This window comes from Mammaliicoccus sp. JADD-157 (assembly GCF_049310805.1).
In the GTDB taxonomy this organism is placed as follows: Bacteria; Bacillota; Bacilli; order Staphylococcales; family Staphylococcaceae; genus Mammaliicoccus; species Mammaliicoccus lentus.
The window spans coordinates 685,333-702,708 of record NZ_JBMOVZ010000001.1; the positions used below are offsets into that span (position 1 = coordinate 685,333).

Below are 17,376 nucleotides of genomic sequence, written 5' to 3' on the forward strand. Positions count from 1 at the left end.
TGCAAAATAAAAATTGGAGTGTGAGGATGATGGATCCAAGTTTATTGCTCAGCTATGGTTGGGTTTTAGTCGTATTGGTCTTTCTTGAAGGTTTATTAGCTGCAGATAATGCAGTTGTAATGGCAGTAATGGTAAAACATTTACCTGAAGATTTAAGGAAAAAGGCATTGTTTTATGGTTTATTAGGTGCATTTGTTTTCCGTTTTATTTCGTTATTCTTAATCAGCTTCTTGGCTAATTTCTGGCCAATTCAAGCAGCAGGAGCACTTTACCTTATTTATATGTCTGTTAAGAACTTAATAGATTTTAAAAAGCATAAAGATAAAGATATTAAAACGCCCGATGATGTTGAAGAAAGTGATGAAAACTTTACCGAAGAAGAATTCCCTTCTGATAGTGAAGGTCATCATAAATTGAAGAAGAACTTCTGGATGACAGTATTAAAAGTTGAATTTGCAGATATCGCATTTGCTATAGACTCTATGTTAGCAGCATTTGCAATCGCGGTTACATTACCAGCTTTAGGTATTCATTTTGGCGGAATGGACTTAGGGCAATTCAGTGTAATGTTCATCGGTGGTATGATGGGTGTAATCATTATGAGATTCGCTGCAACATATTTCGTAGAATTATTAAATAAATATCCGAACTTAGAAGCAGCAGCTTTCGCTATAGTTGGTTGGGTAGGTATAAAGCTACTCGTTATCGTATTAGCACACGATGAGATTGCATTAATACCACATGATTTCCCACACGGTATTGTATGGCAGTCTATTTTCTGGACAGTTTTATTAGCATTAGTGATTATCGGTTGGATTACATCAGTTCGACATAATAAAAAATCTTCATAACTAGTTATTTACGAGGGAGTGGGATAGAGTTCTCATTTTGCTAAAAAATTCGTAGCCCACTATAGGAAGAATTACTAGTAATGAAAAAAGTTTGATATAAGCACTTCGTTAATTTAATTTTTGTCATTATTAATTAAATTATGCGAAGTGCTTTATTTTTTTATAAATATGGACTTGGTAGACTGCTCTAACGTGCAAGAAATTTGAGATAAGCCCGTTACATTTTCTAACGAGCTAGTGGTTCTAAACAAGCCCGTTAGCGCGATGTTATCTACGATTTTGTGAAGTGCTGACACCTGAGGGAATAGTATGAGTTAGAGATTACGTCCCAACCAATTGTTTTTATCAACAAAGAAGAGCTTATATAAAAATTTTACCTATAGCCAAAAGTACAAGTTTAAGGTAATGTTAATTTTTCGTAAATTTATTATAAATTTTTATGTGCAAATTTGCTTGAATGCAATGGATTTAGGTTAAATAATTTTGCATTATATGGCATAATAGATACATTAAGTGTTTTGGTTGAGGAGGACAAGAAATGTCACAAAAGAAACATGTCATTCCTAGAAATGAATATAAGAGACAAAGACGTGAATTCTTTCATAATTCAGAACGTGAGGAAAGAATTAGACAAGAACGTAAAGAAGACGAATTAAGACGTGCTCATGAAAAAGAACAACAGAAGAAAAACGAACAACGCGTTAAAGAAAATATGCAAAAGGCACGTATTGAAAAATTAACAAAAGAAGAAATCAAAAAGCAGAAAGAAGAATCAAAGGATCATCCAACGTTAGATTTAGATGATGAAAGATTAGAATCCAGTCATGAAGATAAATTTTCTAAAGAAGGTTCATCTATTGAAGATGATGCTCCCTCAACAGAAAATAATGAAGATTCATTTGAAAATCTAAAAGATAACCAAAATATAGATGATTCAGAAGAAATCAAGTATAAGAAAGTACATAATCAATCAAATAAGCTGAATAATAAGCAAGAGAATGAATTCGAAATAAATAAACAACTCGGCGCCGAACATGATGAAAAGGTAGAAAAGAAATCTCAAAATGATAAAAATATACTTAATATCATCTTATCGAAAATTGAAAAGCATTGGCCGATAATCGCCATTGTATTAGCTATTATACTTATATTCATATTAGTTTGGAGTATATTCCAAAATGTTAACCCACCAAATGAAAGTCGTAAATCTATAGAAGAGAAGCAATCTCAAAAAGGTTTTCAAAAACCAATAACAAATGTAATGGAAGCTGTTGAGAAGTCTAAAAACTCTGTAGTTGGTGTTTCTCATGAGGATTCAGATATTTCAAGTAAAACTGAATCCTCTCAAAAAGAGAAAGAAGAAAATAGCGGTGTAGGATCAGGTGTAATTTATAAAGTGGAAAATAACAAAACATACATAGTGACAAATTCACACGTTATATCTAATGATAAATCACCAGTTATTAGTGGTGAAAATGGTAAAAGGTATAAAGGTACTGTAGTAGGGTCGGATCAATGGTCTGATATTGCTGTTGTTACAATTCCTACAGATAAAGATGCTAATTTTAAACCAATTAAATTTGAAGACTCTGATAACTTAATACTTGGAGAATCAGCTATTGTTATTGGTAGCCCATTAGGGGCGGAATTCCAAAACAGTATTTCTACAGGTGTAGTTTCTGGTTTAGATAGAACCGTTCCTATTGATTTTAATGGGGATGACGAATATGATTGGGAAATAAAAGCAATACAAACTGACGCAGCTGTAAACCCTGGTAATTCAGGTGGGCCTATATTAGATGCACAAGGTAATTTAATTGGTGTAGTATCATTAAAAATTGATATGCCTAATGTAGAGGGTATGGCTTTTGCTATTCCTTCAAATGAGTCTGCTGAATATATCAAGAAATTAGAAAAAGATGGTAAAATTAAACGACCAGAAATGGGCATAATGGCTCAAAATTATAAAACTTTAAAATCTGACGAACAATCGCAAATAACACTGCCTAGTAAATATAACTCTGGTATGGTTGTAACTGGTATTGATGAAAAAGGCAATGCTCAAAAAGCGGACGTTAAATTCCTTGATGTTATTGTAGAAATGGATGGCAAGAAAATAGAAAATAACCTTGAATTCCGTAAAGAATTGTATAATAATCATAAGTCAGGTGAAGAAATTAAGCTTAAACTTATCCGAGAGGGTAAAGAAATAACTAAGACATTAACTTTAAAATAAATAGAGGTGACAATTTGTGTCCATTATTAAATACTTTTTTCAAAAAATGACGCCGCAACAAGGTATTGTTTTGTATTATTTGGCCGCAATAATTGTCGCCTTTTTATTATTGAATTTACCTTATGTTGTAAAACCAGGTGTAAATATTGAGCCTGTAGATACTTTATTTGTAGCAGTGTCTGGAGTCAGTGTTACAGGACTAACTCCTGTAGTTATTGGAGAAACATTTACGACTTTTGGACAAGCAGTTATATTAGTCATACTGAATATTGGTGGTATTGGTGTTATGGCTATAGGGACATTGCTCTGGGTTATATTAGGTAAGCATATAGGACTTAGAGAAAGACAGCTTATTATGCTAGATAGTAATTCAACTGCAATGAATGGCGTTGTAAAATTAATATTAGATATTGTAAGAACGATTTTAATGATAGAACTTATTGGGGCTATTTTATTATCTTTTTATTTTTATAAAGATATTGGGTCTGTGAATGAAGCTATACATCAAGGTATCTTTGCTTCAGTTTCTGCCACGACGAATGGTGGACTAGATATTACTGGAGACTCGTTAGCACCATATGCGAATGATTATTTTGTTCAAACGATTATAATGTTGCTCATTATGTTAGGCGCAATAGGTTTCCCTGTTTTAATAGAAGTTAAAACTTATATGAAAAATACTATACCAAACTTTAGATTTTCATTGTTTACGAAAATTGCGAGTGCTACATATTTATTTTTATTTGTATTAGGTACGATAGTCATTTACCTATTTGAATTCTCAAATACATTTAAAGGCGCTACTTGGCACAAATCATTGTTTTATGCGATGTTTCAATCATCTTCAACACGAAGCGCCGGTTTATCAACCATAGATTTAACTCAATTTTCAGAAGCCACCAACTTTTTCTTAGGGGGGTTAATGTTTATCGGTTCATCTCCAAGTTCTGTTGGTGGAGGTATTCGTACAACAACATTTACTATACTAGTATTATACTTAGTTAACTTTAGTAATGGACGAACGACAATTAAAGCTTTTAATCGGGAAGTACATCCGATAGATATACAAAGATCATTTGCCGTTATTTCATTAGCATTAGCTATCACATTTGTCGGTGTACTTGCGATTGTGAGGTTCGAAGATGGAAAACATGATTTATTATCTATTTTCTTTGAAACCATGTCGGCATTTGGTACATGTGGCTTGTCCATGGGTATTACAGATGGATTGCAATTAGGATCGAAAATAGTAATCATGATACTCATGTTTATAGGTCGCGTAGGATTATTATGTTTCGTTGTAATGTTAGGTGGAAAATCAACGCCAGATAAATTCCATTATCCTAAAGAACGTATACAAATAGGTTAGTATTAAAAAAGGAACTTTTCGTTTAGAAATTTTAACGAAAAGTTCCTTTTTATTTTGGGTCTGCTACTGATATTAGAGGTCTATTACATATTTAGTTTTTAGAAAGTGGTAACGAAATAGTAAATGTTGTTCCTTCTCCTTCTTCAGAATGAACGTATATTTTACCATTCCAATCTTCTATTAATTTCTTACTTAAATATAGGCCGAGGCCACTTCCTGAAGATTTCGTTGTGAAAAATGGCTCAAATATGTTTTGGATTGTTTCTTTTGTAATACCTGCACCATTATCTTTAAATTCTAGTGTTATATTGTTATTAGAATCTATGTTCAAATTAATAGTTATATTTGCAGCTGTTGTTTGTAGTAAAGCGTCTTTAGAGTTTTGGAATAAATTTATCAATATTTGTTTCAACTGGTCTTCTGATAAATATGAATAAACAGGTTTATCAGGTAAGTTGAGTATAACGTTGATATTATTCTGTTCAAGTTCATACTCTAAGAATGCTTCCACATCTTGGATTGTTTGTACGATATTAATATTTTTATACTCTAGGTTTGTTGGTTTACCTAAATATAAAAACTGTGTAACGATATCATTTATACGTTCTAGCTCTTCGGTTATAATATTGAAATGTGTATCTAATTTATTTTTATCATATTTCATTCTCGTTAATTCTATAAATCCATTGATACTTGTCAGGGGATTTTTAATTTCATGAGCAGTATTTGCAGCTAATGTCCCTATTAGTCTAAGTTTTTCATTATTTGCTTGTTCTATTAAACGCTCGTGTTCTATCCTTTCTAAGCGACTTTTATACACTAATGCAACGATTGTTAATAATAAAAATATAACTAAAAATATTAATAAACTTGGAATTACTATTCTTGAAATGAAAAAGTATTGTCCAGAAATATTTACCAAGAATGGTAAGTCTTTATATACATAGTTGATGGATTTAGAGTTTTTAAATTCAGGTCCAATTTGATAAATTTCTGTTCCATTAATCGATTGAATATTAATATTCAATCGGTTTGAAATAAGTTTTATCTCATCTTGAAATGCGTTCATATTAATTTCAACAGCTGATGTATAATCTTTATTTTTAACTTTTAGTTGAGTTGTTAAAAGTAGTATATCTGAATTTTTAAGAGATTTCTTTTTAGTTCTTAATTCGTCTTTATTAGAAACTGGAAAACGATGTTTATAAGTTTGATATTCTTCTATATCTGTATAGCCCTTACCTTTAGAGTCATATACAATATTATCTTGATTATCTATTATGTAAATGTGATCAATCCATCTGTATCTCGTGTGATTATCTTCTAAAAATTTATTTATAAAGTCTTCATTATTCGTATTAGATAATATAGTCGTTAAAGACTCTGAAATACTATCTGCTTGAGTAATGAAAGTTCCTATTTTTAAATCTATGATCTCTTTTGTAGCATCTAATCTTTGATGTATCCTAGTGGTATAATTTTTGTTTAATACCCAACCAATTAATACTGAAACAGTTAAAGCAACGATAATATTTAGAATGATTATTCTTTTAAATGATTTCATAAACGTCTCCTACCTCTGTTGATGTTATTCTACCAAATTAGCAGAAAAAAACATAACTCTTTTTAAAAATGGTAAAATAAAATAAAAGGGGGAAAAACATTGAATACTAATGAAACTGTGACAATTGATTTGTTAGCTACTTCTGACTTACATGGACAAATAGGTAGGAAAGGAATAAGTGGTAATATATTAAAAATGGCTACTTATGTTAAGCATAAGCGTAAGACAAATCATCATGTATTATTACTTGATAATGGTGGTATGTTATCTGGTTCAATGTTTGCATTTTACTATGCTCAAATTGCGCCGTATAAACGTAATCCAATGATTAAGATTATGAATGATATGAAATTTGATGCGAGTGGGGTTAGCCCAGATGAATTTAACTTCGGGTTAGATTTTTTAAATCGTTCAATTGCTTTAAGCCGTTTCCCTTGGTTAGCAGCTAATATAGAACATAGCAAAACAAAAGAACCTTATTTTACAACACCTTACACTATAAAATATGTCGATGGAATTAAAATAGGAATTATAGGATTTACTTCAAGCGGTTTAATGGAGAATAAAAATGTAGAATTAGAGAACGAAGTAACTGTTGGAGAATCAATGGTATCAGCTAAGAGATGGGTGAGGTATTTACATGAGAAAGAAAGCCCTGACTTTTTAATTATGCTGTATCATGGTGGATTAAATACTTATACAGATAAAAGTAATTACAGAGCTTATTATAGTCATAATGCTGAAAATATGATGAAAAGCACTGAAGGTGTGAACGTTATTATAACAGGGCATCAAGAGCATGTAGTTGATATGAAAGTGGCTGAAACTCACTTTATCCAACCAGGAAAAGATGCGACTAATATCATTGATATGTCTATACAATTTAAGAAAAGAACAAATTCTGTAGAAATCATAGATTCTTCTATTAAGCATGTTGAAATTTCAAGTTATCCTGAAGATAGAGACTTATTAGAACTTACTTATTTTGATCAAAAAGCTGTACAACACTGGGCAGAACTACCTGTAGTAGACATGCCAGTTATATTAGATTATAAAGATATAAAAGATTTGTTTATAGAGCCACATGTATTTATTCAATGCATTCAAAATAGTATGCAGAGAGCATTTAACAATGTGGATTTTGTTTGTGCACAAATAGGTAATCCTGAAGGTAAAGGTTTAAGGGGTGAAATTCAAAATAAAGATGTCTATCATTCTTATATTCACACGGATAAGCCAATCAAAATCACTTTATCAGGCAAAGAAATAAAACGTATTCTTGAGAGAACGGCTACAGCATTAAGTAATCAAAATGGTGAAGTTTATTATAACGAGGAGATTCTTGAACCTACATTGATGACCGTTTGGAAAGGGTTTAACTATACAGTTAATATAAATAAACCAATTGGTCACCGCATAGTTATGGAAGATGTTGATTTAGAAAGTGAATATATAGTTGTCATGACAGATTATTTATATAGAAATGTAAAAAATATTATTTCAGGAAATGATTATGTTATGTCTAAAAAGACAGTCATTGAATATATAATAGAAGAATTATCAGAAACTAAAGGTAGAATAGAACTAGACCATCATTTTGAAATCATAAAATAAAAACAACAATCCATTGATTAATTTGGCAATGGATTGTTGTTTTAAATTTTGACTTAAACTTGTATGTTTCAAAATATTTTAACTAAATATAATTACGAGTATGATAATAGCTGCTACTTGAGCTATATATGATGTAATAATTCGTTTCGTGTAAAAATATAAAGTAGACAATATTAATTGAGCTAATAAAATAAATACAAAGATAGGAATATTACCTAAGTATAAAAATAATGAGCTTGAAGCTAATGCAGCGATTACAATTGCAATAATAGGTTGAGATAGTTTTTGTTGCAATTGATTTTGTAATATTGTTCTAATATATAGTTCGTGACAAGGAATTGCGATTACAATAGTTACAAGCATTTGCCATTTATAGAAAACACCAGCGCGCATTAATTCTTTAAATAGTGCTTCATAAGACAGACCACTATAAATGAGTGATAATAAAAGCTGCAATAAGACTAAAAATATTGCGCCAATTAAACCGTACCCAATAGATTGTAATAATCGTTTAGATTTAATTTCTCTTTGGTAAAATATATAGCTTATTCCAGCAATTAGCATAATACCAGTATATAAATACCAGAACACTTCTTTTTCACCTTTCATAATAAATAATAAAATATGAAAGAGGACGAAGCTTGAAATAAACCATATTAATTGAGCATTAATTTGTTTTTTCACTATTATCCCTCATTAGAAATTATAGTATAACGCTTATGGTTTACTACTGTTTTTTCTGGTAATTCCAAACTTTCGAAGTTATCCATAATTGTTAAATCTACGATAACTGAGTTTTCATTAATTTTTTCAACGCGTCCTTTTAAGCCATCTTGAAATTCTATGATATTTCCTACTTCTGCAATTGTCATTTTAATCCTCCTAAATAATACTAAGAAACATTATACTAAATTACCCATACATATAAAAGTAAAATGTGAATATACCTCTATATTATCACAAACATTTCATACATATGATTAATTCAACATATGGTAATATAATATTGAGGCTGATTGGGGAAAAATAAGGAGGAAATATGAATGAAATTTATAAGTAACAACGGTATTACCGATCCAATGATTAACTTGGCTATGGAAGAATATGTACTCACTTCTTTGCCTAAAGACGATAGTTATTTCTTATTCTATATTAACCAACCATCTATAATTGTTGGTAAAAATCAAAATACAATTGAAGAAGTTAATCAATCTTACGTTGAAGAACATAATATCAAAGTTGTAAGAAGGATTTCTGGGGGGGGAGCAGTCTATCATGATTTAGGTAATCTAAACTTCAGTTTTGTAACGAAAGACGATGAAGATAGCTTTCACAATTTTGCTAAATTCACTCAACCAATAGTAGATGCTTTAAATGAAATGGGTGTTAAAGCTGAACTATCTGGTCGAAATGATATCCAAGTAGGAGAAAGAAAGATTTCAGGAAATGCAATGGTTAAACAAAGAGATAGAATGTTCTCTCACGGCACTTTAATGTTGGATAGTGAAATAGAAGAAGTTGTAAATGCATTGCGTGTTAGTGAAGCAAAAATTAAATCAAAAGGTATTAAATCAATTCGATCAAGAGTTGCAAACATTCAAGAATTTCTTGAAGAGCCTATGGATATTGAAACATTTAAACAGCGTATTCTAACTTCAATATTTAAACAACAAGGTAGTGAAGAAGTAGAGGAGTATCACTTAACCCAAGAAGATTGGGATAAGATTAACGAACTTAGTCAAAATAAATACCAAAAGTGGGAATGGAATTACGGTAAAAATCCTAAATATAATTTTGAAAGAAGTCACAAATTTGATAGAGGACTTATTCAAATTAAATTGGATGTTAAGAAAGGTAATATTGAACATGCAGCTATTTTCGGTGATTTCTTTGGTGTAGGGGATGTTAAAGATATTGAAGATGCTTTAATAGGAGTACAACATCAAAAATCTTCTATTACTGAAGCTTTAAAAGATGTAGATGCATTTTATTATTTTGGTGATATCAAAAAAGAAGATATTATTGATTTAATGTTATAAAGAAAGGAGACTATTTTTGATTTGGGTCAAAAGTAGTCTCCTTTTATGTTCTAGTATTTAAATGACAATTCACGATTGTAAATCCTCCAATTGAATTAATTCTTCACTGTATTGATCGAACAATTCATTATTTCGATTTACAAGTGCTTCATCAATTAAAATAGCTAATTCACGCTTTCGATTTTCACGAAGTGCAGAGTCAATAACAAGTTCAACTGATAAATCATTTAAGTTATTAACAAACGTTTCTAGACTTTGGTGTTTAACTTGTGAATATTGTTTCATTTTCAACAACCCCTTGACTTTATTTGTTAAAATTATAGCGTATTTATTTTCTAAATGCAATGAATATTCAGAAATTTTAAAAACTTTCGCTATTTGATTGAAAAGCTAACTATAGACCTCTATATTTATATTATAATTAAGTGTTTGTAATATTCAAACTTTTATGCTCAACCTTATTTTACCATGTGAAAATAATAAAATAAAATATTAATAATGTAAAGATATGTAATTTTTTATTAAAGGAGAGAATTTAAATGTTTAAATTTAAAAAGTGGGATCATATACAATTATCAGCACCTAAAGGATCTGAAGATACAGCAAGAGAATTTTATGCAAATAAATTAGGATTTAATGAAATAGAAAAACCGAAATCTTTACAAGGTAACGGTGGTGTTTGGTTTAATATTAATGATATAGATTTACATATCGGTATTGAAGAGGAATTTAATGCTTTAAAGAAAGCTCATCCAGCTATTAATATTGAGAATTTAGAAGCATTTAAAATTTATTGTGACGAAGTGAGTATTAAATATCAATCTGATGATAGATTTCCGGGCGCAAAAAGGATTTTTATTAGAGATCCCTTTAATAATAGATTAGAGTTCATAGAAAAAATATAGAATTTTAATAAAAAAGTATTGACCATAATTTAATATTTGTATATATTTAAATTAAATAAAAAGAAAAATTACAAGGGGAAGGAGGGAAATTAAATATAGTATAAAATTTTTAATAAAGTAGTATAGTAATACAAATAATTGTAAAGGAGGTCGTCTATGGAAAAATATATTATTAAACAAAATACTGTTTATATACATGGTATAAAAATAGATGATCATATTGTTCATTCTGAAATATGTGAAGCAGGAAAAGATCCGTTTATGGTAAAATCAAAGCCACAAGAAATAATGAATCAGTCATGTCGTTTTTATGGCGAACATTTCAATGAAAGAAAGCAATTTACAAAAAGACTTACGAATATCACAAGCAAACCTCCCATATTAGTTTCACCTATCATTTCTACTTATTTCTTTTGTACGAACTCCGAAAGAACTCCAGAAAATACTTGGTTAAATCTTCTTTATGTTAAAGAATTCATCCCATTAAAAGGTAATAAAACAAAAATTATATTAGAAAAAGCACCTTCCATTATATTTAATATATCTAAACATGTTATAAATCATCAATATTTGAATTGCACATGTTTACATTATAGAAATCATCGTAAAAATTTATTCATTAGAGAACTAAATTCTGTGAATTTAGGGTTAAATCAGGAGGGATATAATGTGCTAGATGTTATTGATTTTTATTTAAATAAAAATAATCACGAAAAATAAATGGATAATAATAAATAATGGGATATGTGACACTAGAAGTGTAAATATTCCGTTATTTATTTTAAGTTTACTCTTGAAATTATGACCATGCTTGATATAATAGTATTTGTGCTTGATAAAATCATATTAATCCACAGTAGCTCAGTGGTAGAGCTATCGGCTGTTAACCGATCGGTCGTAGGTTCGAATCCTACCTGTGGAGCCATGGAGATGTACTCAAGTTGGCTGAAGAGGCGCCCCTGCTAAGGGTGTAGGTCGTTCTGCGGCGCGAGGGTTCGAATCCCTCCATCTCCGCTTTTAATAGTAAGTTACATTAAGTAACATTCGAGAAACCTTGTTAAATCAAGGTTTTTTTATTTTGTCATTTTTGGATATTAAGGCACATTTCAAAAATATTGGTCACAACGTGGTCACATTGGCGCCGATTATATATATTTGTGACCAAAATTGTGACCACTCATAAATCGTTCATGATTTTTCTGAGTTTTACTGTTTCTTCTTTATCTATTTCTTCTAACAAATGACTATATATGGAGAGGGTAGTTGTTACGTTAGCATGTCCTAATCGTTTGCTTATATAATGTATCGAAACACCTTTATGCAATAAATAAGAGCAATGTGTGTGTCTAATACTATGCAATGTATATGATCCTATTTTATTTTCTAAACAGAATTTATTTAAAACTTTTGTCACAGCATTATTAGATATCAAACTCTTACCTGTATTAAAAATATATCCATTCATTTGTATAGGTCTGTCTTTTAAGTTATTAATAAGGTAGCTCATTTCTTTTTCTGTGATTGGAATAGTTCTATCTGAAGTTTCTGTTTTAGTACCTGGCAAATGTAGTAGATTTTCTTTTCTTTTTAAATCACTGTATTTTAATTTTTGAACTTCTCCAAATCGTGCTCCTGTAATTATTAATATATAAATAAACAAATAAGATAATTCTTTTCTATCAGTTACGTAGTTTTTCAAGTTAATATAATTATCGATTGTCATAAACTTTGCACTTTCATGTTGCGCTGATTTGATACCATACGGCTTAGCTTTGTAAGTTGGGTCTTTAACTATTATTCCTTCATTCATAGCATCTTGTAGTGCTGCTCTTAAGCATAGATGTAATTTCTGTACACTATTTGTAGTACGTCCATCTTTTCTAGGTTTTAAATATAATCCTTCACCATATTCTTTTAATAATTCTCTATATTTTAATTGAGTTAGTTTATTAATAGGTAAGTCTCCAAATTTTTCTTCAAATACCTCAATAGATGACTTGTAACGCTGAATAGATTTATCTGATAGTTGTCCTTCCTTGTTAACTTGTAACCAACTCTTATAATAATCAATAAAAGAAATATCGTTTGTTAAGTTGAAACCTTTAGTTAATTGGTTATATATTTCATTACCTTTCTCTGTTGCTTCCTTTTTAGTTGGAAATCCACTTTTACGATACCGGTTTCCGTCATATCTAAAATCATATTGCCACTTGTTTCCACGTTTAGATATCTTCATATTATTCCTCCTTTAAGTAAAGTCCTCGTCGTTATCCGCTGCTTCTTTAATTCTTTTCATTAAATCATCATGAGATTTTGCAAATTCAGTGAGTTTAGGTATTAAGTTTTCTGTATGTAACGAATCATATTGTGGATAGGTAATAATATGCCCATCATTTGTTTTAATTCTTAACCCATATTCAGTTTCTCCTAGAATTTTCATTAAAAATCCTCCTTGTATGAAAATTTAATTTTGAATGAAGTAAATATTATTAAGTGTTATAAAAAATTTATAGATTGTTGACTGGATGGTATACTAAATATATAATTAATAAAAAGGTTAGGATGGGGGAGACATTTATGGATATAATTTATTTTTTAAATGTATTTGTAAAAATATCGAGTTCATTGATATTAATTATTCCTCTTTACTTCATTGTTAATTTTATTCTTGGTAAGATTTTATTGATTTTAAACAAAAATGAGAGTATTACATCTAATCTTTTATCTTTAGTTTTTTCGTTAATAGTGATTTTAAAGATGTTCAATTTCACGGATATATACTAATTAGTATATATCCGTTTCATCTATTTCCTCGTCTTCTTCATTAGCTTTATTGGTTTTAGGTAATTCCGGAGCCTTTATTTCTGCTTGATTTTTTAATTCCCAAACTTCATCACGTAATTTTTTAAGGTCTTCTTGGTTATGGTCATTTGTTTGTTCTACATGTCTATTATGTTCAACGTTATGGTTTAAAAGTGACTCAAGTAAAGGTTGTAAGGCGCCTTTGGTTTCAACAGTTAAACCTTGTACTTCTAATTTTCCTCCTACTAATGCAATCATTATCAGTGCGGAGTAAAATGTATATTTAACTCCATTTTTACCTTTAGCTATTAATTCTTGTTTACCACGCGATCTAATATAAATTTTAGATTCTAATTCTTTTAAATCATAGTCTACACCTTTCATAAACTTCTCAAAAGTCCAAGGTAAATTAGTTAGTGTTTTAAGTGAGTAAGCTGATAAATTTCTTTCTTTATTAACTAAGATTGACATATTAACAGTTTCACCTTTAACATAAAAATCGTATAATGAGGAATCTATTTCATTAGCATAATCATTTGCATTTGAAATTGTGTGTCTAGATTGCAACATTTTAAAAAGTTTTAAATCTAAACTGTTTTTATTTATAGTTTTTACCCATTTAACATCTCGGCGTTTAAAGTATGGACAACTACCTTCATCAATTTCAGTTTCGGTTGGCTTAAGAATTTTAACTTCACTTGTAATTACACCAAATTTTATAGTTTGTGAACTAACCGAAGGAATCATCACTATATCACCTATAGACATTTCTTTATAAAATTTTTTAATAATGTTTAAAGTATGAGAATGTTGTGATTTATCCGGATAATTACTGTTTAGTATATTTATTGCTTGTTTTTTGTTTACATTTTCTAAATATTTTTCATCGGATATTTCATTCCAACCAACACCAATATAATTTTGACTACTGAATTGCTCAAACCAATCTCCTCCCTCAGTTCTAACTAACCAGTATTTACGATTTATAGGTATATTTGGAACTTCATATCCATTTTCCTTGAAAAATGAAATGATTTCTTCATTTATATTTGTCTTTTCCTTCATAAGTTCATTCTCCTTAAGTTATTTTTAATATTTTGCTTCATTGTCTTCCCTTCATCATAATGTCATAGTCATATGCGATAATTTTTAACCATTTATACAATTCATCTTTATTTTTGTGACCAGGATTAGCTAACTTCAATTGATGTTTGTCATTAGTAAATATATAAATATGTGTATCAGTGTGTTTTAAAAGTCTCATTGAAACTCCCCCTTAAATGAAGTATTTCAATCTTTAGATTAATCTTCCTCTTCATCATTAAAAAATGCATCTGCTACTTCTTGTTCACCATCTGTCTCAATAAAATCATTATTACTTTGTTTTAAAGATTCAGCGTCTATATCTACATCTTCTTCTAATCCTAATTTGTCTTTAGCCAAACTATTCATTCTTTTGGCTATTTCTTCTTCATTCCAACCCATCTTTTTCATTTCTTTTTTATAGTCCATAATTGAGTCTCCTTTGAAGATTATTATATAAATATGGCAATTAATATGACGATAGCACTAATCACAAATATTTCTTTGTTCTTATTATCCAATTCAACACCTCATTAACTTTAAAAATATATATGACCTAGTTAAACGCCCATATAAGTTAATTTTTTAAATTGTCTTATTAATTCTTATTTTTAACGGGACTATTTTTATATAAAAGCACCAACGAAGTGGTAAAAATTACTTAAATAATCTTTGACTTGCTACTACTCTTCCAACAATAGTAACTTCATCGTTTTTGTTGTAAACCTGTGGATAGTGGTTAGGGTTATTAGATTCAGGGATAAGGATAATTTGGTCACGGTTGTATCTAACTCTTTTAACTGTAGCATTATAACCATTAACCATAACTACACCAAGCTGTCCGTTTTCTATAATAGAATCTTTTTCAACCACTACAACATCACCTTCTTGAAAAATTTTATCCATACTATCACCTTTTACTTTTAAAGCAAATTCTTCTTTATTAGGCGAGACCTTATCTGTAGCAAAATAAATATGATCAATTAAATTCTCTTCAGAATATATAGGTAATCCAGCAGAAATTTTAGAGACAACAGGTATTTTTTTTACTGGCATGGTTTCAATAGGAGTTTCATCAACTTTAGGTCTATCAATTTCCATGATTTCTTCTGGTTTTATGTTTAAGCCTTTACAAATTTTGATGACGTTTTCTACTTTAGCATTAAAAATACCCCTCTCTAAAATAGATCTAACTGTTGTATAAGCTAAACCAACTTCTTCTGAAAAAGCCTTTACACTACCTGATTTTATTTCCATTAGACGTTTCAAATCTTTTTCTTTAGTCATATTTGTTTACCTCATTTCTAATTTGTACCTATATATTAACATTCGAAAAATCGTATATCAAGTAAAAGTAAAAATGGTTAATACGAATTTTAGTATTGACCTAGTACGAAATTTCGTATATATTATTTATAAGCAATGTATTTATTGCTAAATTTTAAATTCTATAATACGAATTTTCGTATTTAGGAGGAGGTAATATGTTGTCTAATTTAGAAAAGATTAGAAAACAGAAAAAAGTATCTCTAGTAGATATCGCCGACTTACTAGAAGTTAGATATCAAACAGTATCAGATAAAATTAATGGAATTTCAGATTTTAAATTTGGAGAAGCATTGATTATTAAAAATACTTTTTTTCCAGAGTACGAAATAGAATATCTGTTTTCTAGTGAAGAATATGAAAAAAATAACCAAAGGAGGAAAACAAGTGCGAAATTTACTAACAATTCAAATTGAAAATAACTCAGAATTAGGACCAGTAATTTCAAGTAGAACAGTAGCAGAAGAAATAGGCAGACAACACAAACATGTTTTAGAAGGAATCGACGAAATTATTAAAAGAAGTACAGCCGACATTTCGGCTCTAATAATCCCAAACCAATATAAGGCTAGTAATGGTAAAAGAAACAGAGAATATCTCTTAACAAAAGATGGATTCACTTTATACATGTTCAACATTCAAGGACATAACGATTTCAAAATGACGTATATAAATAAATTTAATGAAATGGAAGAGCAACTAAAACAAACAATCGCAAGCTACATGATTGAAGATCCAGTAAAGCGAGCTGAAATTTGGATAGCTGAACAAAAAGAAAAACAGCAATTAGAACTCGAGAACAATATGCATAAACAAAAAATTGCTGAGTATGAACCTAAAGCCTCGTACCTAGATTCTATTTTACAAAATAAGAGTTTAGTAACTATCGGTCAAATTGCAAAAGATTATGGAATGTCAACACAAGCGTTAAACAAATTGTTACATGATTTAAAAGTCCAATATAAACAATCTGGTCAATGGTTACTTTACTCAAATCATCATGCTAAAGGATTTACACATTCATCAACTACTGAAATTGAACATAAAGATGGAAGCACATCAGTAAGAATGAATACGAAATGGACTCAAAAAGGTCGACTATTCATCTATGACTTATTAAAAGATGAAGGTATCTTACCAACAATTGAAAAACAAATTGAAGTGTGAGGAGGAGAACGAATGAAAGATTTACAAGTAATTAAAAAAGCAATCATTCTATACGCTGCTGTAACAGTAATAGAACAATTGCTAAACAAACGAAATGACTCTAATTTTCTTTATCCATTAAAGAAAAAGCATCAATGGAATCGAAATAAACAAACAAGTGATCTAATGGGAAGGTTGTAGAACCAGAAGTTACAGTTACATTTTTTAAATGTAAACCTTGAAACGGTTCTGTATCATCAACTAAATCATCTGTTAAAGAGTGCAAATTACGTTGAATTGAATTATTTGATTTGTTTGTTGTGTATGGTTCGCCAGTAATAATCGAACCATTGACGATTAAGAATAGATCGTCATCGTTCTCGTAAGCTTTTATAGAAAATTTACGGAACGCAGAAATTTTATCTTTGGATTTCATATTTA

The 17,376-nt window shown here is 29.6% G+C and carries 20 protein-coding genes and 2 tRNA genes; 11 read left to right on the forward strand and 11 right to left on the reverse strand.

Going from position 1 to position 17,376, the window contains the following annotated elements; all coding sequences use genetic code 11:
• Positions 1–29 precede the first annotated feature (29 nt).
• The 3 genes from ACO6VN_RS03445 to ACO6VN_RS03455 all read left to right on the forward strand — a co-directional run bounded on the left by ACO6VN_RS03445 (position 30) and on the right by ACO6VN_RS03455 (position 4,456).
• A complete protein-coding gene (locus ACO6VN_RS03445; RefSeq protein ID WP_194201140.1) occupies positions 30–851 on the forward strand; it encodes a TerC family protein in 822 nt (273 codons plus the stop codon).
• Between the two features lie 538 nt (positions 852–1,389).
• Positions 1,390–3,087 carry a S1C family serine protease gene (locus ACO6VN_RS03450; protein ID WP_194200927.1) on the forward strand — a complete coding sequence of 566 codons (1,698 nt, stop codon included), beginning with the start codon at positions 1,390–1,392 and terminating at the stop codon, positions 3,085–3,087.
• A gap of 16 nt (positions 3,088–3,103) precedes the next feature.
• Entirely contained in the window at positions 3,104–4,456 is a 1,353-nt protein-coding gene (locus ACO6VN_RS03455) for a TrkH family potassium uptake protein (RefSeq protein ID WP_017000714.1), read from the forward strand.
• Between the two features lie 91 nt (positions 4,457–4,547).
• On the opposite strand, the gene ACO6VN_RS03460 is transcribed toward ACO6VN_RS03455, so the two are convergent.
• On the reverse strand, positions 4,548–6,020 hold the full coding sequence (locus ACO6VN_RS03460) for an ATP-binding protein (RefSeq protein WP_216683317.1): 1,473 nt from the start codon (positions 6,018–6,020) through the stop codon (positions 4,548–4,550).
• A 99-nt stretch (positions 6,021–6,119) separates the two neighbouring features.
• Between ACO6VN_RS03460 and ACO6VN_RS03465 the strand changes: the two genes are divergently transcribed.
• Positions 6,120–7,634 (forward strand): bifunctional metallophosphatase/5'-nucleotidase, encoded by a 1,515-nt coding sequence (locus ACO6VN_RS03465; protein WP_194200925.1) that lies wholly within the window; start codon positions 6,120–6,122, stop codon positions 7,632–7,634.
• Between the two features lie 78 nt (positions 7,635–7,712).
• Here the strand turns inward: ACO6VN_RS03465 and ACO6VN_RS03470 are convergent, their stop codons facing one another.
• A complete protein-coding gene (locus tag ACO6VN_RS03470; RefSeq protein WP_064204873.1) occupies positions 7,713–8,318 on the reverse strand; it encodes a type II CAAX prenyl endopeptidase Rce1 family protein in 606 nt (201 codons plus the stop codon).
• Positions 8,319–8,320: 2 nt separating this feature from the next.
• Positions 8,321–8,506, reverse strand: a complete 186-nt coding sequence (locus ACO6VN_RS03475) for a YkvS family protein (protein ID WP_017000707.1) — start codon at positions 8,504–8,506, stop codon at positions 8,321–8,323.
• 171 nt (positions 8,507–8,677) lie between these two features.
• On the opposite strand from ACO6VN_RS03475, the gene ACO6VN_RS03480 reads away from it, so the two are divergent.
• On the forward strand, positions 8,678–9,673 hold the full coding sequence (locus tag ACO6VN_RS03480) for a lipoate--protein ligase (protein WP_064211116.1): 996 nt from the start codon (positions 8,678–8,680) through the stop codon (positions 9,671–9,673).
• Positions 9,674–9,742: 69 nt separating this feature from the next.
• Here the strand turns inward: ACO6VN_RS03480 and ACO6VN_RS03485 are convergent, their stop codons facing one another.
• Positions 9,743–9,958, reverse strand: coding sequence for an IDEAL domain-containing protein (locus tag ACO6VN_RS03485; RefSeq protein ID WP_017000704.1), 216 nt, complete (start codon positions 9,956–9,958; stop codon positions 9,743–9,745).
• Between the two features lie 254 nt (positions 9,959–10,212).
• On the opposite strand from ACO6VN_RS03485, the gene ACO6VN_RS03490 reads away from it, so the two are divergent.
• The 4 genes from ACO6VN_RS03490 to ACO6VN_RS03505 all read left to right on the forward strand — a co-directional run bounded on the left by ACO6VN_RS03490 (position 10,213) and on the right by ACO6VN_RS03505 (position 11,592).
• Positions 10,213–10,578: a glyoxalase gene (locus ACO6VN_RS03490; RefSeq protein ID WP_194200924.1), complete on the forward strand. Its 366-nt coding sequence runs from the start codon at positions 10,213–10,215 to the stop codon at positions 10,576–10,578.
• Between the two features lie 156 nt (positions 10,579–10,734).
• Positions 10,735–11,298 (forward strand): competence protein ComK, encoded by a 564-nt coding sequence (locus ACO6VN_RS03495; protein WP_194200923.1) that lies wholly within the window; start codon positions 10,735–10,737, stop codon positions 11,296–11,298.
• 130 nt (positions 11,299–11,428) lie between these two features.
• Positions 11,429–11,503 (forward strand) — tRNA-Asn (locus tag ACO6VN_RS03500).
• A gap of 1 nt (position 11,504) precedes the next feature.
• Positions 11,505–11,592: transfer RNA gene (locus ACO6VN_RS03505), tRNA-Ser, on the forward strand.
• 163 nt (positions 11,593–11,755) lie between these two features.
• Here the strand turns inward: ACO6VN_RS03505 and ACO6VN_RS03510 are convergent.
• The 6 genes from ACO6VN_RS03510 to ACO6VN_RS03535 all read right to left on the reverse strand — a co-directional run bounded on the left by ACO6VN_RS03510 (position 11,756) and on the right by ACO6VN_RS03535 (position 15,750).
• Positions 11,756–12,814, reverse strand: a complete 1,059-nt coding sequence (locus ACO6VN_RS03510) for a tyrosine-type recombinase/integrase (RefSeq protein WP_315293481.1) — start codon at positions 12,812–12,814, stop codon at positions 11,756–11,758.
• 12 nt (positions 12,815–12,826) lie between these two features.
• Positions 12,827–13,018 (reverse strand): hypothetical protein, encoded by a 192-nt coding sequence (locus ACO6VN_RS03515; protein ID WP_315293480.1) that lies wholly within the window; start codon positions 13,016–13,018, stop codon positions 12,827–12,829.
• A 344-nt stretch (positions 13,019–13,362) separates the two neighbouring features.
• A complete protein-coding gene (locus ACO6VN_RS03520) occupies positions 13,363–14,445 on the reverse strand; it encodes a hypothetical protein (protein ID WP_315293479.1) in 1,083 nt (360 codons plus the stop codon).
• Between the two features lie 37 nt (positions 14,446–14,482).
• Complete coding sequence (locus ACO6VN_RS03525) at positions 14,483–14,644, reverse strand: hypothetical protein (RefSeq protein ID WP_315293478.1); 162 nt, start codon at positions 14,642–14,644, stop codon at positions 14,483–14,485.
• A gap of 38 nt (positions 14,645–14,682) precedes the next feature.
• On the reverse strand, positions 14,683–14,892 hold the full coding sequence (locus ACO6VN_RS03530; RefSeq protein ID WP_315293477.1) for a hypothetical protein: 210 nt from the start codon (positions 14,890–14,892) through the stop codon (positions 14,683–14,685).
• Between the two features lie 228 nt (positions 14,893–15,120).
• Positions 15,121–15,750: an XRE family transcriptional regulator gene (locus ACO6VN_RS03535; protein ID WP_315293476.1), complete on the reverse strand. Its 630-nt coding sequence runs from the start codon at positions 15,748–15,750 to the stop codon at positions 15,121–15,123.
• 197 nt (positions 15,751–15,947) lie between these two features.
• Between ACO6VN_RS03535 and ACO6VN_RS03540 the strand changes: the two genes are divergently transcribed.
• On the forward strand, positions 15,948–16,205 hold the full coding sequence (locus ACO6VN_RS03540) for an XRE family transcriptional regulator (protein ID WP_315293475.1): 258 nt from the start codon (positions 15,948–15,950) through the stop codon (positions 16,203–16,205).
• On the forward strand, positions 16,177–16,956 hold the full coding sequence (locus ACO6VN_RS03545) for a phage antirepressor KilAC domain-containing protein (RefSeq protein WP_422404226.1): 780 nt from the start codon (positions 16,177–16,179) through the stop codon (positions 16,954–16,956). The genes ACO6VN_RS03540 and ACO6VN_RS03545 overlap by 29 nt, the downstream gene beginning before the upstream one ends.
• 100 nt (positions 16,957–17,056) lie before the next feature.
• Here the strand turns inward: ACO6VN_RS03545 and ACO6VN_RS03550 are convergent, their stop codons facing one another.
• Complete coding sequence (locus ACO6VN_RS03550; protein WP_315293473.1) at positions 17,057–17,371, reverse strand: hypothetical protein; 315 nt, start codon at positions 17,369–17,371, stop codon at positions 17,057–17,059.
• Between the last annotated feature and the right edge of the window lie 5 nt (positions 17,372–17,376).

Bases quoted from the DNA above. Each gene is read 5' to 3' on its own strand.
- ACO6VN_RS03540 (WP_315293475.1), top strand. From the start codon at position 15,948: ATGTTGTCTAATTTAGAAAAGATTAGAAAACAGAAAAAAGTATCTCTA.
- ACO6VN_RS03525 (WP_315293478.1), bottom strand. From the start codon at position 14,644: ATGAGACTTTTAAAACACACTGATACACATATTTATATATTTACTAAT.
- ACO6VN_RS03485 (WP_017000704.1), bottom strand. From the start codon at position 9,958: ATGAAACAATATTCACAAGTTAAACACCAAAGTCTAGAAACGTTTGTT.
- ACO6VN_RS03495 (WP_194200923.1), top strand. From the start codon at position 10,735: ATGGAAAAATATATTATTAAACAAAATACTGTTTATATACATGGTATA.
- ACO6VN_RS03460 (WP_216683317.1), bottom strand. From the start codon at position 6,020: ATGAAATCATTTAAAAGAATAATCATTCTAAATATTATCGTTGCTTTA.
- ACO6VN_RS03475 (WP_017000707.1), bottom strand. From the start codon at position 8,506: ATGACAATTGCAGAAGTAGGAAATATCATAGAATTTCAAGATGGCTTA.
- ACO6VN_RS03445 (WP_194201140.1), top strand. From the start codon at position 30: ATGGATCCAAGTTTATTGCTCAGCTATGGTTGGGTTTTAGTCGTATTG.
- ACO6VN_RS03490 (WP_194200924.1), top strand. From the start codon at position 10,213: ATGTTTAAATTTAAAAAGTGGGATCATATACAATTATCAGCACCTAAA.
- ACO6VN_RS03520 (WP_315293479.1), bottom strand. From the start codon at position 14,445: ATGAAGGAAAAGACAAATATAAATGAAGAAATCATTTCATTTTTCAAG.
- ACO6VN_RS03510 (WP_315293481.1), bottom strand. From the start codon at position 12,814: ATGAAGATATCTAAACGTGGAAACAAGTGGCAATATGATTTTAGATAT.
- ACO6VN_RS03450 (WP_194200927.1), top strand. From the start codon at position 1,390: ATGTCACAAAAGAAACATGTCATTCCTAGAAATGAATATAAGAGACAA.
- ACO6VN_RS03550 (WP_315293473.1), bottom strand. From the start codon at position 17,371: ATGAAATCCAAAGATAAAATTTCTGCGTTCCGTAAATTTTCTATAAAA.
- ACO6VN_RS03515 (WP_315293480.1), bottom strand. From the start codon at position 13,018: ATGAAAATTCTAGGAGAAACTGAATATGGGTTAAGAATTAAAACAAAT.
- ACO6VN_RS03535 (WP_315293476.1), bottom strand. From the start codon at position 15,750: ATGACTAAAGAAAAAGATTTGAAACGTCTAATGGAAATAAAATCAGGT.
- ACO6VN_RS03530 (WP_315293477.1), bottom strand. From the start codon at position 14,892: ATGGACTATAAAAAAGAAATGAAAAAGATGGGTTGGAATGAAGAAGAA.
- ACO6VN_RS03480 (WP_064211116.1), top strand. From the start codon at position 8,678: ATGAAATTTATAAGTAACAACGGTATTACCGATCCAATGATTAACTTG.